This window comes from Gilliamella sp. B14384G10, from assembly GCF_016101685.1.
Taxonomy (GTDB): domain Bacteria; phylum Pseudomonadota; class Gammaproteobacteria; order Enterobacterales; family Orbaceae; genus Gilliamella; species Gilliamella apis_A.
On the sequence record NZ_JACFQA010000005.1, the window covers coordinates 76667 to 96759 of the forward strand.

General features: G+C 35.1%; 20 protein-coding genes and 1 pseudogene. 9 read left to right on the forward strand and 12 right to left on the reverse strand.

Going from position 1 to position 20093, the window contains the following annotated elements; genetic code table 11:
* The first annotated feature begins 35 nt into the window (after nucleotides 1-35).
* The 3 genes from ileS to ispH all read left to right on the forward strand — a co-directional run bounded on the left by ileS (nucleotide 36) and on the right by ispH (nucleotide 4384).
* Nucleotides 36-2843 (forward strand): isoleucine--tRNA ligase, encoded by a 2808-nt coding sequence (gene ileS, locus H3T54_RS10520; RefSeq protein ID WP_198222393.1) that lies wholly within the window; start codon nucleotides 36-38, stop codon nucleotides 2841-2843.
* A gap of 118 nt (nucleotides 2844-2961) precedes the next feature.
* A complete protein-coding gene (gene lspA, locus H3T54_RS10525; protein ID WP_198222391.1) occupies nucleotides 2962-3432 on the forward strand; it encodes a signal peptidase II in 471 nt (156 codons plus the stop codon).
* A gap of 1 nt (nucleotide 3433) precedes the next feature.
* A complete protein-coding gene (gene ispH / locus H3T54_RS10530; RefSeq protein ID WP_198222389.1) occupies nucleotides 3434-4384 on the forward strand; it encodes a 4-hydroxy-3-methylbut-2-enyl diphosphate reductase in 951 nt (316 codons plus the stop codon).
* Here ispH and H3T54_RS10535 read toward each other — a convergent pair.
* Nucleotides 4381-4635, reverse strand: a complete 255-nt coding sequence (locus tag H3T54_RS10535) for a YfhL family 4Fe-4S dicluster ferredoxin (RefSeq protein ID WP_086359926.1) — start codon at nucleotides 4633-4635, stop codon at nucleotides 4381-4383. The genes ispH and H3T54_RS10535 overlap by 4 nt on opposite strands.
* Nucleotides 4636-4895: 260 nt before the next feature.
* Between H3T54_RS10535 and H3T54_RS10540 the strand changes: the two genes are divergently transcribed.
* Together H3T54_RS10540 and H3T54_RS10545 are read left to right on the forward strand one after the other, a co-directional pair.
* Nucleotides 4896-6098 carry an efflux RND transporter periplasmic adaptor subunit gene (locus tag H3T54_RS10540; protein WP_110446898.1) on the forward strand — a complete coding sequence of 401 codons (1203 nt, stop codon included), beginning with the start codon at nucleotides 4896-4898 and terminating at the stop codon, nucleotides 6096-6098.
* Nucleotide 6099: 1 nt separating this feature from the next.
* The gene (locus H3T54_RS10545; RefSeq protein ID WP_198222387.1) at nucleotides 6100-8070 is read left to right on the forward strand and encodes a MacB family efflux pump subunit; all 1971 of its coding nucleotides are present in this window, start codon (nucleotides 6100-6102) and stop codon (nucleotides 8068-8070) included.
* 91 nt (nucleotides 8071-8161) lie between these two features.
* On the opposite strand, the gene H3T54_RS10550 is transcribed toward H3T54_RS10545, so the two are convergent.
* On the reverse strand, nucleotides 8162-8902 hold the full coding sequence (locus H3T54_RS10550) for a DsbA family protein (RefSeq protein WP_198222385.1): 741 nt from the start codon (nucleotides 8900-8902) through the stop codon (nucleotides 8162-8164).
* 14 nt (nucleotides 8903-8916) lie between these two features.
* The gene (locus tag H3T54_RS10555; RefSeq protein WP_110446895.1) at nucleotides 8917-9186 is read right to left on the reverse strand and encodes a YihD family protein; all 270 of its coding nucleotides are present in this window, start codon (nucleotides 9184-9186) and stop codon (nucleotides 8917-8919) included.
* Between the two features lie 241 nt (nucleotides 9187-9427).
* Between H3T54_RS10555 and mobA the strand changes: the two genes are divergently transcribed.
* Nucleotides 9428-10021, forward strand: coding sequence for a molybdenum cofactor guanylyltransferase MobA (gene mobA, locus H3T54_RS10560; RefSeq protein WP_198222383.1), 594 nt, complete (start codon nucleotides 9428-9430; stop codon nucleotides 10019-10021).
* 323 nt (nucleotides 10022-10344) lie between these two features.
* Here mobA and H3T54_RS10565 read toward each other — a convergent pair whose 3' ends face one another.
* On the reverse strand, nucleotides 10345-11379 hold the full coding sequence (locus H3T54_RS10565; RefSeq protein ID WP_198222381.1) for a low specificity L-threonine aldolase: 1035 nt from the start codon (nucleotides 11377-11379) through the stop codon (nucleotides 10345-10347).
* A gap of 73 nt (nucleotides 11380-11452) precedes the next feature.
* On the opposite strand from H3T54_RS10565, the gene mobB reads away from it, so the two are divergent.
* Both mobB and mtgA read left to right on the forward strand, forming a co-directional pair.
* Complete coding sequence (gene mobB / locus H3T54_RS10570) at nucleotides 11453-11947, forward strand: molybdopterin-guanine dinucleotide biosynthesis protein B (protein WP_198222380.1); 495 nt, start codon at nucleotides 11453-11455, stop codon at nucleotides 11945-11947.
* An 80-nt stretch (nucleotides 11948-12027) separates the two neighbouring features.
* On the forward strand, nucleotides 12028-12720 hold the full coding sequence (gene mtgA, locus H3T54_RS10575) for a monofunctional biosynthetic peptidoglycan transglycosylase (RefSeq protein ID WP_110446891.1): 693 nt from the start codon (nucleotides 12028-12030) through the stop codon (nucleotides 12718-12720).
* Nucleotides 12721-12729: 9 nt separating this feature from the next.
* On the opposite strand, the gene cobB is transcribed toward mtgA, so the two are convergent.
* Together cobB and H3T54_RS10585 are read right to left on the reverse strand one after the other, a co-directional pair.
* Entirely contained in the window at nucleotides 12730-13416 is a 687-nt protein-coding gene (cobB, locus tag H3T54_RS10580) for a Sir2 family NAD+-dependent deacetylase (RefSeq protein WP_110446890.1), read from the reverse strand.
* Between the two features lie 52 nt (nucleotides 13417-13468).
* Complete coding sequence (locus H3T54_RS10585) at nucleotides 13469-14284, reverse strand: hypothetical protein (RefSeq protein WP_198222378.1); 816 nt, start codon at nucleotides 14282-14284, stop codon at nucleotides 13469-13471.
* A 170-nt stretch (nucleotides 14285-14454) separates the two neighbouring features.
* Here H3T54_RS10585 and H3T54_RS10590 point away from each other — a divergent pair, with 170 nt between their 5' ends.
* Complete coding sequence (locus tag H3T54_RS10590; protein ID WP_110446888.1) at nucleotides 14455-15144, forward strand: aspartate/glutamate racemase family protein; 690 nt, start codon at nucleotides 14455-14457, stop codon at nucleotides 15142-15144.
* Here H3T54_RS10590 and H3T54_RS10595 read toward each other — a convergent pair.
* The 6 genes and pseudogenes from H3T54_RS10595 to H3T54_RS10620 form a co-directional block, all read right to left on the reverse strand.
* Complete coding sequence (locus H3T54_RS10595) at nucleotides 15130-15429, reverse strand: hypothetical protein (protein ID WP_110446887.1); 300 nt, start codon at nucleotides 15427-15429, stop codon at nucleotides 15130-15132. The genes H3T54_RS10590 and H3T54_RS10595 overlap by 15 nt on opposite strands.
* Nucleotides 15430-15631: 202 nt before the next feature.
* Nucleotides 15632-16492, reverse strand: coding sequence for an RNA polymerase sigma factor RpoH (rpoH, locus tag H3T54_RS10600; RefSeq protein WP_086360144.1), 861 nt, complete (start codon nucleotides 16490-16492; stop codon nucleotides 15632-15634).
* A 162-nt stretch (nucleotides 16493-16654) separates the two neighbouring features.
* Nucleotides 16655-17632, reverse strand: a complete 978-nt coding sequence (gene ftsX, locus H3T54_RS10605; RefSeq protein WP_110446886.1) for a permease-like cell division protein FtsX — start codon at nucleotides 17630-17632, stop codon at nucleotides 16655-16657.
* Nucleotides 17632-18291: a cell division ATP-binding protein FtsE gene (gene ftsE, locus H3T54_RS10610; protein WP_198222376.1), complete on the reverse strand. Its 660-nt coding sequence runs from the start codon at nucleotides 18289-18291 to the stop codon at nucleotides 17632-17634. The genes ftsX and ftsE overlap by 1 nt, the downstream gene beginning before the upstream one ends.
* Before the next feature lie 9 nt (nucleotides 18292-18300).
* Nucleotides 18301-19224, reverse strand: a pseudogene (ftsY, locus tag H3T54_RS10615) (signal recognition particle-docking protein FtsY); the annotation flags it as partial.
* A 162-nt stretch (nucleotides 19225-19386) separates the two neighbouring features.
* Nucleotides 19387-19953, reverse strand: coding sequence for a pseudouridine synthase (locus tag H3T54_RS10620; protein ID WP_198222374.1), 567 nt, complete (start codon nucleotides 19951-19953; stop codon nucleotides 19387-19389).
* Nucleotides 19954-20093: the final 140 nt, after the last annotated feature.

The window sequence follows — 20093 nt, forward strand, 5'->3', positions numbered from 1 at the left end:
AGTAGTATCAACAAAAATAACTGGAATAAATCAGCATGACAGACTATAAAAATACATTGAATTTACCGGAAACTGGATTCCCTATGCGAGGCGATCTTGCTAAACGTGAACCAGCTATGTTGCAAAATTGGTATGATAAAGAACTTTATCGCAAAATCCGTCAAGTAAAAAAAGGCAAAAAATCTTTTATTTTGCATGATGGCCCTCCTTATGCAAACGGAAAACTTCATATCGGTCATGCCGTTAATAAAATAATTAAAGATATTATCATCAAATCTAAAGGTTTAAGTGGTTATGACTCCCCGTATATTCCAGGATGGGATTGTCATGGATTACCGATAGAACAAAAAGTTGAAGAACAGGTTGGTAAACCAGGCGTAAAAGTGACACCAGCTGAATTTCGCCAAATTTGTCGTGATTATGCGGCTTCACAAGTTGAACTACAAAAAGCTGATTTTATTCGTATGGGTGTACTTGGCGATTGGCAAAATCCATATCGTACAATGAATTATGATACTGAGGCGAATATTATTCGGGCTTTAGGTAGAGTGATTGAAAATGGTCATTTAGTCAAAGGGGCTAAACCAGTTTATTGGTGTACCGACTGTATGTCAGCCTTAGCGGAAGCCGAAGTTGAATATTATGATAAATCATCACCGGCAATTGATGTCAAATTCAAAGCAACTGACAATCAAACAGTAGCAAATAAATTCGGAGTTAGTACTGACTTAACTATTCATGCGGTTATCTGGACCACCACACCATGGACATTACCAGCTAGCCGAGGAATTGCGCTTAATGCAACGGTTGAATATCAATTAATCCAAATCAACGATAAAGAGTGCCTAATTTTAGCTGCTGATTTAGTTGAATCAGTTATGAAACGTGCTGATATCACTGATTGGAAAGTCTTAGGTTCTTGCCAAGGTGATGCGCTTGAATTATTACGTTTCAAACATCCGTTCCTCGATTTTGATGAGCCAATTGTACTTGGTGAACACGTTACTGTTGATGCTGGTACTGGTGCTGTTCATACCGCTCCAGGTCACGGTGTAGAAGACTTTATCGTTGGCCAAAAATATGGCCTTGAAGTCGCCAACCCAGTGGGAGGCAATGGTTGTTATTTACCGGGAACCGGTGCTGGTTTAGATGGTTTATTCGTTTTTAAAGCCAATAAAGTAGTCATTGAGCTATTAAAAGAACACAATGCACTATTACACTTTGAAAATATTGAACATAGTTACCCATGCTGTTGGCGACATAAAACACCTGTAATTTATCGAGCAACGCCACAATGGTTTATCAGCATGGATAAACAAGGTTTACGTGCTCAATCGCTAAAAGAGATTAAACAAGTTCGTTGGATCCCTGATTGGGGTCAAGCTCGAATTGAAACAATGGTGGCAAATCGTCCTGATTGGTGTATTTCACGTCAACGTACATGGGGTGTACCAATGACGTTATTTGTACACAAAGAAACTGAAGAGTTACATCCAGACACACTACAATTAGTCGAAAAAGTCGCTAAATTAGTTGAGCAAAATGGTATTCAAGCATGGTGGGATGCCGATATTAAAGACCTATTAGGTCCAGATGCCAATGATTATCGCAAAGTACCAGACACGCTAGATGTATGGTTTGATTCAGGTTCAACATTCTATTCAGTTGTTGGCGTACGTCCTGAGTTTGAAGGACATGAAGCGGATATGTATTTAGAAGGTTCAGATCAACATCGTGGTTGGTTTATGTCTTCGTTAATGTTATCAACTGCAATTGATAACAAAGCACCGTATAAACAAGTATTAACGCATGGCTTTGTGGTCGATGGACAAGGTCGTAAAATGTCTAAATCGCTAGGTAATATCGTTACACCACAAGAGGTAATGAATAAATTAGGTGCCGATATTCTACGATTATGGATTGCTTCAACCGATTATTCAGGTGAAATGAGCTATTCAGATGAAATCATCAAACGTGCAGCTGATAGCTATCGTCGTATCCGTAATACTGCGCGTTTCTTATTGGCTAACTTAAATGGTTTCGATCCAGTTAAAGATATGGTTAAACCTGAAGATATGGTGGTACTCGATCGCTGGGCGGTTAGCGTGGCTAAAGAAGCACAGGAACAAATTATTCAAGCTTATGAAAACTACGATTTCCATAGAGTGGTACAACGCATAATGCAATTCTGCTCAATTGAAATGGGCTCATTCTATTTAGATATTATCAAAGATCGTCAATATACGGCGAAAAGTGACAGTATTGCCCGTCATAGCTGTCAAACAGCGTTATACCATATTGCTCAAGCGATGGTTCGTTGGATTGCACCTGTTTTATCATTTACTGCAGATGAAATTTGGCAATATCTACCTGCAACAGAAAAATCAGAATTTGTGTTTGAAGATGAATGGTATACCTCACTATTTAGTCTGTCTGAGAGTGAAACACTAAACAGCGCTTACTGGGCACAAATTTTAACTATTCGTAGTGAAGTAAACAAAGTGTTAGAGCAAGGTCGTAATGATAAAGTTATTGGTGGATCGCTTGAAGCTGCTGTTACTCTTTATGCCAATAGCGAAATTGCTACGGCACTTGCGAAATTAGAAAATGAATTACGATTTGTATTACTGACGTCACAAGCAAGTGTTAAACCGTTAGACAGCGCATCACAACAAGCAGTACAAAGTGATATTCAAGGTCTTAAAATTGAGCTTGCTAAAGCACAAGGCGATAAATGCCCTCGCTGCTGGCATTATACTGTTGATAACAATCCTACCACTCACTTATGTAAACGCTGTGAAGAAAATATTCATGGCAATGGTGAAGTAAGACATTTTGCTTAACCACTAACAGTTAGTGATAGGAATAGAAAAGAGCTATAAAAATAATCTTATAGCAATTAACTAAGTACATTTACCGCCGACGATTGTCGGCGGTATTATAATAATGAGCATAGACTATATGAAAAAAGATAATGGACTTTACTGGTTATTATTGGCGGTAGTGGTTTTTGTTATAGATATCGCAAGTAAATTTTGGATTGTAAAGAATTTTTTCCTTTTTGAATCAGTAAATCTACTCCCCTTCTTCTCGATAACGTATGTCCGCAATATTGGTGCCGCATTCAGTATATTTGAAGGTCAACGCTGGATACTGGCAGCAATTGCCTTTATTGTCAGTGCAGTAATTGTTTATATGCTATATTGCAATAAGCATAAACAAAAACTAGAAAACTTCTCATTAGCATTAATTTTAGGAGGTGCGTTAGGCAACCTATTCGATCGCCTCTATCATGGTTTTGTTGTTGATTTCCTAGATGTTAATTTTGGTGATTGGCATTACCCAACTTTTAATATTGCTGACTGTGCCATTTGTTTAGGTATTGGCGTCTTTATCCTAAGCAATTATGTAAAACCAAAAAAGATGGATTAACATGCAGATTATTCTCGCTAATCCACGTGGTTTTTGTGCAGGTGTAGATCGAGCAATAACCATCGTTGAACGAGCAATCGAACTGTTTGGCGCACCGGTTTATGTGCGCCATGAAGTCGTGCATAACCGCTACGTGGTTAATCGTCTTAAAGAGTTAGGCGCAATATTTATTGAAGAAATTAATGAAGTACCTGATGATAGTATCCTTATTTTTTCCGCCCATGGCGTATCTAAAGCGGTTCGAGATGAAGCTAAACGTCGTCAACTACGGATATTTGATGCAACATGTCCTTTAGTTACCAAAGTTCATATGGAAGTTGCTAGAGCAAGCTATCGAGGAGAAGAAGTTATTCTTATTGGTCACGCGGGTCATATTGAGGTCGATGGTACTATGGGGCAGTATAGCAATCCTGAAGGTGGTATTTATTTAGTTGAATCCATTGAAGATGTGCAGAACTTGCAAGTAAAAAACGACCAGCACCTCTGTTTTACAACCCAAACAACGTTATCCGTTGATGATACTGCTGAGATAATCTCAGCTTTAAAAAATCGCTTTCCGAATATTCGCAGCCCTCGTAAAAATGATATCTGCTATGCGACCACCAATCGGCAACAAGCGGTTAAACAGCTATCATCTCAAGCCGATGTGGTTTTAGTAGTTGGTTCGAAAAACTCGTCAAACTCAAACCGATTAGCTGAACTGGCAAGGCGAAACAGTAAACACGCTTATTTGATTGATTTCGCATCCGATATTAATCTTGAGTGGCTAATTAATGCTCGGACTATCGGTGTAACAGCTGGGGCATCAGCGCCAGATATTTTGGTTAAGCAAGTTATCGATCACCTAAAAAGTCTAGGTTGTACATCATTGGTTGAAACCGAAGGAATTTCAGAAAATATCACCTTTGAAATTCCAAAAGAATTACGCATAGAGGTAAAATCAACTAATTAAGAAGAATGGGTTAGTTGCTTGAATTTTTCCAATAACTGCTCTTGGCTTTCGACATAATCAGGATCGGCAATAATCGCATTTTGAATCGGACAAACTCGCTGGCAAGTCGAATGATCATAATAACCAACACATTCAGTACATTTATTTGGATCAATTTCATAAGTATCAAACCCCATTGAGATAGCCTCATTTGGGCACTCGGGTTCACACATATCACAATTAATACACTTTTCGGTTATTTTTAATGCCATTGCTATAATATCTTTAACCAGTAAAAAAATTGGCGCCATTATAACGCAATCGCCAATAATTCCTAATACGGATCTACATTGCTATCACATGATTATTAAAATTTTTGCAAAAAATTTTGAGGAAAGGGGTTTTTTAAAACAAAATTTAGCACCAAAACTAGTTAATTTTCATAAAAATTACAATTTATTGTCTTTAGTTATCATCGCAAATTAAATTAATACGTTACAATGCTCAAAAAAATAACAAAAGAAATAAAAGGATGAAAAGATTGGCAAAATTCTTAAGCGTTAAATCCATCGTTATTACGGTTATTGGTTTTGTTCTGCTTTATATAGCAAAATTAATTTTGTTTCCTGCTGAACCAAATATTAATTATATAACGTCAACGGTCACTAAAGCGAATATTGAGAAAACGGTACTTGCTGATGGCACTATAAGTGCTTTCAAACAAGTTAGCGTTGGTGCGCAAGTTTCTGGGCAAATTAAAAAATTGTATGTTGAGCTCGGTGATGAGGTTAAACAAGGTGATATGATTGCTGAGATTGATGATCTTAAGCAAAGCAATGATCTTAAACAATCCGAGGCGTCTCTTAACAGCTTAGAAGCCCAACGAACCTCGAAGCAAGCAAAATTAGTCAATTATCAATTAACCTATGAACGTCAATTAAAGTTGGTTAAAAAAGGGGTTGGCGTCCAATCTGATTTAGATTCTGCCAAAGCAGATCTTGATGCAATTAAAGCCGATATTGCCGCTCTTGATGCAGATATTGTTAGTGCTCAAGTCGCAGTTGATACAGCAAAAGTCAATTTAGGCTATACTAAAATACGTTCACCGATTGATGGTGTTATTGTTGCGATTCCAGTTGATCAAGGGCAAACCGTAAACTCGGTACAAAGTGCACCAACAATTGTTAAAGTTGCCCAACTGGACAAAATGACTATTGAAGCACAAATTTCCGAAGCAGATGTTATCGGTGTTAAAAAAGGAATGCCGGTTTATTTCACTATATTGGGACAACCAAACAAACGTTTTGATGGACTAACATTGCGGGCAATTGAACCAGCTCCTGACTCAATTAATACTGAAAGCTCAGCGAATTCAAGTACGTCATCGACCACCAAAAGTGCAATTTATTATAACGGCTTATTAGATGTCGATAATCCTGATCATATTTTACGTATTTCTATGACTGCTCAAGTCTATATTGTGCTAGCAGAAGCAAAAGATGTCCTTGCCATTCCATCACAAGCTATCCAAAAAAATACTGGTAAAAATAAAGCGATTGTTTATGTTCTGAATAATCAAAATAGTATCGAAGAGCGGGAAGTTAATTTAGGGATTAATAATAATATTAATGTTGAAATCAAATCAGGTCTTAAAGAAGGAGAAGTTGTCGTTGTCAGTAGTGCAAATGGTGCAACATTTAATCCAAATAACAAAGGGCCAAGGATAAGATTCTAAGATGACCAACAATAATACTCCATTAATAAAACTTGAGAATATTATTCGTGAATTTCCAGCTGGAGATTCTACTATACAAGTTCTAAAAGGCATCAACTTAACCATTAATGCTGGGGAAATGGTTGCCATTATAGGGGCCTCTGGTTCTGGTAAATCGACTTTAATGAATATTCTTGGTTGTCTTGATAAGCCAACAGAGGGAATTTATTCAATTGGTGGCCGAACTACGAGTCAATTATCGCCGGATGAATTAGCTGAGTTACGTCGTGAACATTTTGGCTTTATCTTTCAACGTTATCATTTATTAAATGCCTTAACTGCACAAGGTAATGTGGAAATACCGGCAATTTATGCTGGTGTGACCAATGAACAACGGCAAAGTCGTGCCACCAACATTTTATCTCGTTTAGGCCTTGCCGATAAAATAAATAATAAACCCAATCAATTATCCGGCGGTCAGCAACAACGAGTAAGTATTGGACGGGCATTAATCAATGGCGGACAAATTATATTAGCCGATGAACCAACTGGCGCACTCGATCGTAAAAGTGGTTTAGAAGTCATGGCTATTTTACGAGAGTTGCATCAACAAGGGCATACCGTCATTATCGTTACCCATGACCCCAATATTGCCCAAAGTGCCGAAAGAATTATTGAAATTAGTGATGGCAATATTATTTCCGATTCAATTAATCCTAATTATTGCTCTGAACAAGCTAATAATCGACAAGTTAAGCAAATAGAAATAACCAAAACTCAAGATAATTTTTCAGCTAAATATTACCGTTTTCGCGATGCGTTTAAAATGGCAATATTATCTATGTTGTCACAACGATTACGAACTTTTTTGACTATGTTGGGTATTATTATTGGTATTGCTTCTGTGGTCTCTATGGTTGCTTTAGGAGAAGGAACGAAGCAGAAAATACTTTCCAATATTAATTCATTAGGTACCAGTACGTTAGAAATTTATGCCGGTAGTGGTTTTGGTGATCGTAATGCCGATAAAATTACTACACTAAGATCATCGGATGCTGATTTTCTAGCTCAACAAAGTTTTGTTCATAGTACTACACCTAACCTTTCTACTAGTGTCTATTTTCGTATTAATAATTTAGCAGTTACAGGAACTGTAAATGGTGTCGGCGAGCAATTTTTTGCTGTACGTGGCTATACAATCAGTAAAGGTATTGCCTTCGATCAAACAGCGGTAATGACCTCAGCCCAAGAAGCGGTAATTGATGAAAATACCGTTAAAAGATTGTTTAGTGATCAAGATCCAATAGGTAAAATTTTAATGGTTGGCCAATTACCCGTTAGAATTATTGGGGTTGCAACTAGACAGCAACAAGGATTTGGTAATAATGAAAGCCTTAATATTTGGTTACCTTACACCACGGTAACTAATCGCATGGTTGGACAAACATCATTAAGAAGTATTACTGTTCGAATAAATGATAATGTGGATTTAAATATTGCCGAACAAGCGATTAATAAAATTATGTTGCAACGTCATGGTAGTAAAGATTTCTTTATCTTTAATTCAGACAGTGTAAGAGAAACCGTTAATTCTTCCGCTTGGGTGTTAACTTTGTTGATCTCAACTATCGCATTAATTTCTTTGATTGTTGGAGGTATTGGGGTAATGAATATTATGCTGGTATCAGTAACGGAAAGAACTCGGGAAATTGGCGTCCGTATGGCGGTTGGTGCACGTTCTAGTGATATTTTACAACAATTTCTAATTGAAGCTGTGTTAGTGTGTTTAATTGGTGGTACCTTAGGTATCGTTCTATCATTTATTATCGGCTTTATTTTTAATTATTTTGTTACCTCATTTGCCATGAGTTTTTCTATCATTTCGATTATCGCAGCCTTCAGTTGTTCCACTATGATTGGTATTATTTTTGGTTATGTTCCGGCAAAACGAGCTGCAAAACTTGATCCAATTTATGCATTAGAAAGAGAATAAAGACTTTTTAATAAAATAAAATCCCTTTGTCGTAAAAACCAACAAAGGGATTTTAATATTTTTAGAAAACCGTAGAAGCATTAATTAATGATTATTTTGCTTTCTCTTGACTCTCAGCTTTATCTTTTTCTACGTCAACATTCGTATCTAAATCAACTAAATAAGCAGTTACTCTAGCATAGTCTTTGATAAAATCAGTAGTGTTACTGGTATTAAGACCACGTGAGTTGACAAAAAACTTGCGATTAACCACCACCATTGGAATGGAATCTGGGCTTAATTGTTTAATTGCATCTGCTTGTTGGGCTATAAACGCTTTAACTAAAAAACTTTTTTGGGTTTTCTCAAACTTTTCAGCATCAACGCCTAACTCAGCAAAAACGGTTTTAATGTCATCGGCTGTTTTTATTCTACGATCGGTTTGCACCGCTTTATAAAGCGCATCAGAGGCTTTATCTTCAATCCCTAAAACATTAGCAATAGCCCATGCCTCAGAAAGCTCTTTAGCTAAAGCGCCAAAGTTTTCTAAATGATAACGTCTAAACTTTATCCCTTCTGGCAAAGCTTTAGCAATCATTTCTGGTGCATGATATTCACTTTCAAATTTAAAACAGCTAGGGCAATTGAACGAGAAGAATTCAATGACTTCTTTATCCGGAGATGGCTGAAATGGCAAAACACCATATTGTTTGCCACTTTCAATCGGTGCTGCCTGTGTAGCAGCACTTGCTGTAGCTGGCTGAGTATCATTTGTACTAGTTGCTGGCGCTTCATCAGCAAAACAGGTCACAGAGGTTAGTAATACTCCAATTGCAATAAGCGTTTTTTTCATTTAATTAATTCTCCTTATTCTTCAATAATTCCGCGTGCCTTTAATAGTGCGGTTTTAAAATCATCTTCATAATCTTTTTTTAATCCAGGTATAGCTTCGTTTTTATCTGAATTACGCATTTTTAAATGATAAATTAAAACTTCATCACTAAGATCTTTAAGATCACCATCAAAACCGGCTTCATTTCCTAATTTATTTAAAAGTTGCAATAAATTAAGATCTGAATCGTTTTCCCAAGCTGGTTGTAATAATTCTATTAACTCATCGATACGATGACATTTCATAATAAATACCTTATTTAATATTCAACTAAGTTGAAGACGATGATATAAACCTTTATGTTAATCTTCTTCGTTACTATCTATATATTAAAAAGTATCTATTATATACTCGACTTTAAATTTAAATAGTGCATTTACAAAGATTCATAAACTGGTGATGATATACGTTATTTGCGACTAAAAAATAACTTTGCTATATAGTAATGCTATTTTGTTTTTTAGCAATGTAAAAGAGAAAGAATTTATGGAAAAACCGCCAATTACTGGCATTATTTTAGCTGGTGGCCAAAGTAACCGTATGAATGGTAAGGATAAAGGCTTGATGTTATTAGCCGGTAAACCGCTTTACCAATATGTTATTGATCGAATTAAGCCACAAGTCGATTTGCTAATGATTAATTGTAACCGACATGTTGAGCAATATCGCTCGCTTGGTTATCCAGTATTTTGTGATGATTTGCAGGGATTTCTAGGGCCTCTTGCCGGAATTTATAGTGGCTTATTACGCAGTCCCACTACTTGGAATTTATTTGTCAGTTGTGATACCCCTTTTTTACCCGATGATCTTATCACTCGTTTAGCAAAACTCACTACAACCCACCAAGCTATCTATCCTTTTGATGGCAAAAATGACCACCCAACCATTTTATTAATCAATAAATCCATCGCCCCACAATTAAAAAAGTATTTAGAAGAAGGTGATCGCAAACTGATGTTATTTTTACAGCAAATTAATGCCATTGCCGTAGATTTTAGCGACAATCCAGCCAGTTTTACCAATATTAATACATTAGATATGCTGGAAAACGCCAATTTTATGATCAAAACAAATAACTAAATCATTCAAACAACCATATCAAATAACCAATCGGTAATTTTAAACTATAAAAAACCCCTTTCCTCAAAATTAAAATTTTATTTAGTTTCATATTATTGTTTATTAGTATTTTTAATACAGTTAGTTGATTTGCTAATCACAAACTTAGTTCACACCTAAACACATTTTCAATTCTGTTGAAGTTTTAATCTATTTATATTAAATCACAGCATAACAAAAAAGGGATTTTTAGCTATTTAACAGCATCTAATCCTCTTTCCTTAGATGTTTTTATTTCTCAATTTAGATAACAACAAAGCTAAACTTACCGATAAAAAAGCGCACTATTCTTCTTTAAGTAGCGTAGTTAACTGTTTAGCAAAGTTTTCTATTTCAGCTTGCTGAGTTGACCATGAAGTACAAAAACGTAAGCAAATATGTTCAGGATCACTTTGCCCTAAATTATCCACCGCATAAACAGAAAGAATTTTTTGCGCTAATTGATTAGGTAACTTAACAAATAATTGGTTAGTTTGTGGTTTAGCAGCAAAAGTAAATCCAGCTTTTTCAAATAAGGTTGTGAGATTTTCAGCCATACTATTACTATGTTTACCTAAGGAAAGATAGAGGTTATTTTGCATTAATGCTTTAAATTGTACGGCTATAATCCAACTTTTCGCTAAAATTGCTCCTTTCTGTTTCATATTAAAGCGGAAGTCATGATTAATACTATGATTATTAAATACTAACGCTTCACCGACAAAAGCACCAACTTTGGTTCCGCCAATATAAAATGCATCAGTATATTTGGCTAAGTCAGGAAAAGTAATATCATTATCTTTAGCTGCTAATGCCATTGCTAAACGCGCGCCATCTAAATAAAGGTAAAGATGATTTTTTTGACAAAATTGATACAGATTTTGTAACTCTTGCTTACTATATATAGTCCCTAATTCGGTGGTATTAGAAATATACACCAGTTTTGGTTGTACCATATGTTCATCACAATGGTAATCTAACACTGGTTTGATTAATTCTGGCGTTAATTTTCCATCTTCGGTTTTAACCGTTACCACTTTATGCCCTGTTGCCTCAATTGCGCCAGTTTCATGCACATTGATATGCCCAGATTCAGCAGCGATCACCGCTTGATAAGGTTTTAAAATATGCGAAATCACCGTCAAATTGGTCATGGTTCCACCTGCCATAAAATGTATATCAGCATTCGGTGATTTTAATATTTTTCTTATGTGATTGATGGCATCATTACAACAATCATCTAAACCATAACCACTCAACTTTTTATTATTGATATCGATAAATTCTTTTAATAAATCAGGGTGCACTGTTTGATTATAGTCATTTAAAAAATCGTACATACCATTGCCTTTAATCTTGTATAAAATAATGTAATATCTACTTTTAAATATAACATGTTAGTGGCAAGAGTCGATGAATAGTAAAAAAATTATTGGCATCACGGGGTATAGTGGGAGTGGTAAAACCACTTTGTTAAAAAAGATTATTCAGTTAATGGTTTCACAAAATATTAAGGTAGGTTCATTAAAACATGCCCATCATGATATTGAGTTAGATACTCCAGGTAAAGATAGCTATGAGCTACGCAAAGCTGGGGCGCAGCAAACGATTATTGCTTGTGATAAACGTTATGCATTGATTGAGGAAACACCCAATCAACCCGTTGACTTAAAAACACTTATTAACCATTTTAGCGATGTTGATATCATATTAGTTGAAGGATTTAAAGATGAGCAAATTCCCAAAATCATGTGCCATCGTAACACAATCGCAAAACCACTATTTATTGATGATTTTACCATCGCCGTTGCCAGTAATGAGCCATTAAATACATCCGTACCTGTATTAGATATTAATGAGCCAGAACAAATAATTATGTTTATAAATAATTATTTATTTAACGGTTAATATAACCTATCTCACTTGACTCTTTTTGTATTAGAATACTGTTTATTCAACCATTTTTAATTAGTGGTATCTGGACTAACATGAAAATTACATTAAGGAAAACGTTAAGCATAATAAAAAAAATCGTGATTGGATTTATGCTAGTTTCGGTTTTTCTTATTTTATTAATGCGCTGGGTTAATCCATTTTGTTCGATGTTGATGGTTGAAAGAAAAATCGCTCACTGGAATATCAGCCAACAGCGAACTTGGAAAGATTGGGATCAGATTTCTGATAATATTAAGATTGCAGTTATTGCAGCTGAAGATCAAAATTTTGCGGATCATTGGGGCTTTGATTTTAAAGCCATTAATCGGGCACTAATTTATAATCAAAAAAATAGAAAAATCCGTGGTGCCAGTACCATAACGCAACAAGTAGCAAAAAATATTTTTCTATGGTCATCACGAAGTTGGATCCGTAAAGGCGTTGAATCATGGTTTACTGTTTGGATTGAAGTTATCTGGTCAAAACAACGTACGCTTGAAATTTATTTAAATAGTGTTGAATGGGGTGAGGGTATTTTTGGTATTGAAGCTGCTTCTCGACACTATTTTAATGTCAGTGCTAACCAATTAACACCGTATCAAGCTAGTTTATTAGCGGCTACACTACCAAATCCAAGAAAATGGAGTCCGGCCAATCCTGATGATAAGATACAAAAAAAGGCCGAATGGATCCGCGGGCAAATGAGTAATTTAGGTGGCAAAAATTACCTAAAACAACTCAACTGATATATTTCATTACATAAAGTTTTTAATATATTCAGGTACTACTTGACTGGCAGGACCGTAAATTTTAGTATTAAATAAGTTTTCACCTAAACTAGGCTCTAAGTTAAGTTCTACCGTTTTAACGCCAAATTGATTAGCCATTTGCACAAAACCAGCGGCCGGATAAACATTTCCTGAAGTACCAATTGAAATAAAATAATCAGCTTTCGATAGCGCATCATAGATTTCATCCATTTGTAGGGGCATTTCACCGAACCAAACAATGTGTGGACGAATTAAGTGGTTATCTTGATAAATTACATCATCATAACAAGCAAAAACTTGCCCTGTTTTTTCATTACGCACTTTTAATAATTCGCCATGCATGTGGATGATATTTTTGGAACCGGCTTTTTCATGAAGGTTATCCACATTTTGTGTAACAATTAGTACATTATCCGAGCCTAATTTCTGTTCTAATTGCGCTAAAGCAAAATGAGCCGCATTGGGTTTCACCTCAGGATTTTGTAACTTACTACGTAACATATTATAAAAACTATGTACGGCAATGGGATCACGCAAATAACCTTCGTAAGTAGCAACATCATCTACATTATGACCTTCCCATAATCCATTTTGAGCACGGAATGTTGATAATCCTGATTCAGCAGAGATACCTGCGCCGGTTAAAATGACTATTTTAGGTATTTGCAACATATTTATTGGCCTTTTATGAACAAGTTGAATTATTTACAGTAGTTAAACACGATTATTGGCTATATTCTGTCGTAAATATATGTAACGCTGGCTTGCTTAATTTTTGATATTGACTATAAGCTGTTGCTACTTTAAGCATTATTACATCTTTTGCTTCACCATCCAACCAACTACTAATCATAGCATGAATACTATAAGCTTCAGGAGCCATACGGTGCAAAGTTAAAATAAGTGGCGTAATACCGAATCGAGATAATGGCGGAGTAAAATATTTCTGACTTTTACAAGCAAATACGGCTGCATAGCGTGATTTTTGTTTTTCTTGTTCTGCTTTTGACAAGGTATACCAACGCCAACTATCCGGTAAATAATTACGCCATGACCACTCCATTAATGCATCATGACCAACGTAAACCACTAAATTAGCTTTAGCTCCAGCCTCAATTTGTGTTTTATCGATTAAAAATGACGCTGACTGTTTCCCTGCTGAGTAACTAATAAAATCATCTACTGTATCATTGATATACTTACCATCATATGCCTGAGCAATAAGATAGACATCCTTGCTTTGATGTTTATAAATTATCTCCTCTAATATCTTGCCGTTATCAGGTTTATTAACTTGAATAACTTGCCACTCTTTTTGTTTAGCAAAATACGTTTTAAAACCATAAGCAGCGCCCCAGTAAAGATTATTTTTAGGATCTTGACCATTACCAATTACCGCAGGTACTGGAGCGATGGCCTGATATTTGTTATCACATAACGCAACCAGCACATGGATCACTTTGGGTTCAGCCAAACATGAAAATGATAACATTAGCAATCCAAATGAGAGCAATGCGAAATACTTTTTATATTTTTTCATTAATAATAATCATCCATTTATCAAACAACGGCTACAATTGGTTTTTATAACTTATTCACGACAATATTTTGATAGTTAATGATATTTCATTCTAATTTATTATCTTTACATACTAATAATTATACCTAATAATTAATCACTAATAGTAAAAATATTATGGAGTATTAGAAATGAAAACAATTGGGTTAATTGGTGGCATGAGTTGGGAAAGTACCGTTACTTATTATCAAGTCATTAATCAATTTATTGGCAAATCGCTTGGTGGATTACATTCAGCTAAAACTCTGTTATATAGTGTCGATTTTCAAGAAATAGAAAGCTGCCAAGCGAATAATGAATGGGATAAAAGCGCAATTATTTTAACTGATGCAGCCAAAAAATTAGAATTAGCCGGTGCTGATTTTATTATTATTTGTACTAATACGATGCATAAAGTTGCAGACCAAATTCAAAAAGCAATTACAATTCCTATCATTCATATCGCCGGCGTGACCGCCAAACATTTGATCAAAGATAAAATAAAATCGGTTGCCTTACTTGGTACTAAGTACACCATGGAACAAGACTTTTACAAATCAAAATTAATTGAAAAAGGTTTAAATGTTTTAATCCCTAATGAACAAGATAGGATAATCATTAATAATATTATTTATGACGAACTTTGCCTTGGGCAAATTAAACTAGAATCTAAGCAAGCTTATCTCAATATTATTGATAAACTCGTTAAACAAGGTGCAGAAGCGGTGATTTTAGGTTGTACGGAGATCGGTTTATTAATATCCCAACAAGATTACGCCATTCCTTTCTTTGATACAGCCTTATTACATGCTCAAGAAGCTGCATGGTTAGCGATTCATTGATCGCAAAGCAGTATAGGCAGAATTACATTCTCTCCTAGTTGATTCGGGATTTTTTTCTATCAATTGTTTAAAATGATTTATAGTAGTTTCTAATGATTCTTCAGGATCAGCTGGGAGTTTAGATGATAATTGTAATTCGTGAACTAATTTTATATAGCGATCACATTCAATAACACCAGTATCAATGGATTCATCAGAAGATGTATTTTTAGCATTATCATTACAAGCAACTAAACTAACAGTAATTAGACTAAGTAAAATAACTCTCTGCAAATTATTTAACATTTTTATCCCTCGTATCAAAACTAACTTCTTGGTAATTATTTATTTAATCTTAAACTATAGTGTATAAAAAAATTTAAATATAACTAATTTATTCAAATATTTATTTTAATTCTTAATTTATTTATAAACTAACTTAAATTCAGCATATAAAAAAGCCCTACTTTTAACCAAAGTAGGGCTTATATGTTATTAATAAAAGCAATTATGCTTCTATCGCAACTCGTAGTTTTTTCATTGCATTTTTTTCAAGTTGGCGTATACGTTCGGCTGAAACGCTGTATTTATCGGCCAATACTTGCAATGTTGATTTACTGTCATCGGCATCTAACCAACGAGCTTTGATAATATCTTGGCTACGTTCGTCTAATTGAGACAAGGCATCATGTAACTTGTCAGTTGCATCATTTTCCCAATTATCGTTTTCGATCGATTTTGAAAAATCAGAATTACCATCTTCTAAATAAAGCGCTGGAGCGACAATTGAATTATCATCGTCATCATTATCAATATCAAATGACATATCTTGCGCTGACATACGTGATTCCATCTCCAAGACGTCTTTACGACTTACACCTAGTTCATCAGCAACCATATCGACTTCAGCGCTATTAAACCAACCTAAGCGTTGTTTATTCTTTCTTAAATTAAAGAATAATTTTCTTTGTGCTTTGGTTGTAGCAACTTTAACAATACGCCAATTTTTTAGTACATATTCATGAATTTCAGCTTTTATCCAATGTACTGCAAATGATACTAAACGAACACCCATTTCAGGATTGAAACGACGTACGGCTTTCATTAAACCAATATTACCTTCTTGAATCAAATCGGCTTGTGGTAGACCATAACCAGAATAACCACGCGCAATATGTGCAACAAAACGCAAATGGGACAAAATCAATTGTCTTGCTGCATCCACATCATCATGATAATAAAGACGTTCACCTAAAGACTTCTCTTCCTCTGCAGTTAGCATCGGATAAGTATTTATCATACGAAGATATGATTCAATATTTCCTTGTGGGATTAAAGCACCTGCTTGCATTTTTAAATCAGTACTCATTTAATTCCCCCTTAAATTAAACTAATTTTGCTACATTTTACATCAGTAACAATTTAAAATCTTTCTATAAACTTAGACCATCAAAATGTGATTTAGTTCACATTTTTATCATTATATTTGCAGTAAAGCATCTGATAAAAATCGTAAATGATTAACCTACAATTATGAAGCTATTACCGTTTTATTCAAATACTTTTTAGTGGCAATAAATGCTGAAAACCAGCCAATAATCATCGAAAATAAAACAATTAACAAACTTTCTTCCCATGAAAGCCCATTTATATTAATCATTGTTCCAAAAACATCTGATACATGCAACATGGTTGAATCTATTTGAAGAATAAATACTTTCGATAGAATCAACGCCAAAACCGCACTAATCAATCCAGTAAAAATACCATTATATAAAAATGGTCGTAAAATAAAGCCTTCAGTCGCACCAATCAATTGCATAACAATAATTGTTTGCCTACGGGCAAATATATTTAACCGAATACTATTACCTATAACCAGTGATACTGCAATAACCATAAAAATTGAGATTGTCCACACTATCGATTTTACCATATTGGTTAATGCGGTTAATCGAGTAAACCAGCTATCATCAAGTTGCACATCATCAACACCCGCTATTTTTTTTAACTGTGTTTGCAGATCATGTAATTTATCGGTAGATTTGGCTTCTTCTATTGGAAAAACAATAGCAACAGCTGGTAATGGATTTTCATCGAGTAGGTCAAGAGCATCATCAAATCCAGACCAAGTTTTAAACTCTTCTCGTGTATCTTCACGAGAAAGATAAGTCACATTTTCAACTTCAGCAATAGTCTTAAATTTATCAATTAAATCATTAGTTTGTTCCGAATCTAATGTTTTATTAATATAAACTGTTAAATTAGGCGTCGGATACCACTGTTCCGCCGCTTGATTGGCGTTTTTCAATAATAAATAGCCTATCGTCGGCAAAGTAATTGATATAGCAATAACCAAAATTGTCAGCAGAGAAGCAAATATATTTTGGTAAAAATAATTAAACACATTATGCCATGCGTAGCTGATCTGCCTTTGCCAGCGGCCCAAAAAGCTATTGTTGTTGGTTTTGTTTTTTTGTTTAGATGGTTTAACCTTCGCATTTATCATCAACTTTTAACCTCTAAACGTCCTTGATTTAAATTTAGTATTCGATGATGTTTTCGACGTATCAATCCCATGTTATGGGTCGCCATTAACACAGTTACACCAGATTGGTTAAACTCTTCAAATAATTTCAAAATATCTTTTGAGAGTTTGTCATCTAAATTACCAGTTGGTTCATCAGCAAGTAAAACCGTAGGTCGATTGACGATTGCTCGAGCTATCCCTACTCGTTGCTGTTCACCGCCAGATAGCTGTATTGGGTAAAATTTCATTTTATCAATCAAACCAACTTTATCTAATGCCGCAGAAACTCGTCTTTTAATTTCTTCAACAGGTTTACCTAAGATAATTAATGGAAAAGCAACATTATCATAAACAGTATGATCGAGTAATAGTTGATGATCTTGGAAAATCATACCAATGGTACGACGCAGAAAAGGCATTTGATTTTTTTTCAAGCTGGAAACATCAACGCCATTCAGTAATACCTTGCCGTCATTAGCTTTTTCTAATCCACAAATTAAACGCATTAATGTACTTTTACCCGCGCCAGAGTGACCAGTTAAAAAGGCCATTTCTCCTTGCGCTAAAGTAAATGTTATATTTTGTAAAGCTGGTTTACCACCCGAATAAACTTTACTAACGCGTTGAAATTGGATCATGATTTATCTCTATTCTTCCGTTTCGTCAAATAGGGCATTAATAAAATCATCAGCAACAAAAGGTCTTAAATCTTCAATTTTTTCACCTACGCCAATATAGCGGATTGGAATATTAAATTGATCAGCTATGCTAAATATAATGCCACCTTTTGCGGTACCATCTAACTTGGTTAATGTCATCCCTGTTACGCCAACCGCTTCATTAAACAACTTTGTTTGGCTAATTGCATTTTGTCCTGTCCCAGCATCTATAGTTAACATAATTTCATGAGGTGCTGTTTCATCTTGCTTTTTAATTACTCTGACTATTTTTTTCAATTCGTCCATTAAATGAGATTTATTTTGCAAACGGCCAGCAGTATCGGCAATTAAAACATCGATATTTTTTGCTTTTGCAGCCTGAATAGCATCGAAGATTACCGATGCTGAGTCAGCATTAATATGCTGAGCAATGACAGGGATGTTATTACGTTCACCCCAGACTTGCAATTGTTCAACCGCGGCAGCACGAAAGGTATCACCAGCGGCAAGCATTACTGATTTGCCCTGTTGTTGAAATTGACGGGCTAATTTACCAATGGTTGTCGTTTTCCCAACACCATTGACACCAACCATCAAAATAACAAAAGGTTTATGGTTTTCTATATTAAGTGGTTGCTGAGCACCATCTAAAATAGATTTCATTTCATTTTTTAATAGATCATGTAATGCATCCGCATCTTTTAATTCTTTTCTTGAGGCTTGTTGCGTTAACGAGCTAATTAATCTTTGCGTGGTGTCGAAACCGACATCAGCAATGATCAACTGTTCTTCTAATTCTTCAAATAGCTCATCATCGATCTTTTTGCCTTTAAATAAGCTTAGAAAACCAGATCCAATATTTTGTTTAGTTTTAAAAAGCCCTTTCTTTAAACGAGAAAAAAAACCTTCTTTCTTTTGTTCAACCATAAATAATCTATCCCACGATCAATATTAATGATCATTTTATCTTATTTTACAATAAAGCCCAAAGGATTCGATCAAAGAGAATCATATAATTGATCCTTTTGATCCTTCAAAAAATATAATTCTTTTAGAATTGTCTGTTAAATGAGGTTAGCGGAGATAAAGATCACCAATAGCAACCGAACGCCATTCGCCTAACGGTAACTGATGAGTGAATAAATTATATTTTCCAATCTGAACACGAACTAAGCGTAAACACGGGAATCCAACCGCAGCACACATTCTTCTAACCTGCCGATTTTTTCCTTCTGTTATGGTAATACTTATCCATGAAGTAGGAATAGTTTTGCGTTCTCTGATAGGGGGTATTCGTTGCCATAAATTAGTTGGCTCTGCAAGTGATGCCACGATTGCCGGAGAGGTATGAAACTCTTTTAATTGCACACCACGAGTTAATCTATCTATGGCTTGTCGATCAATTAATCCTTCTACCTGCACCCAATAAGTTTTAGGTAATTTAAATTTTGGTGAGCTAATTTTTGCTTGTAGTTTACCGTCATTAGTAAGCAGCAACAAACCTTCACTATCGGTGTCTAAACGACCAGCAGGGTAAAAACCAGGTAAAGATATATAATCTTTTAATGTTTGATATTTCTCATGTGCAGAAAATTGTGTCACAACATTAAACGGTTTATTAAAAGCGATTAATGAACTCATCTCACCCTCAGAAGAATTTTTAACTATTCTTAGAATGCAAAAAAGCCCAGCATCACTGCTGGGCTCGTATATTTAAAAGTCTGGCGGCACCCTACTCTCACATGGGTAATACCCACACTACCATCGGCACTACGGCGTTT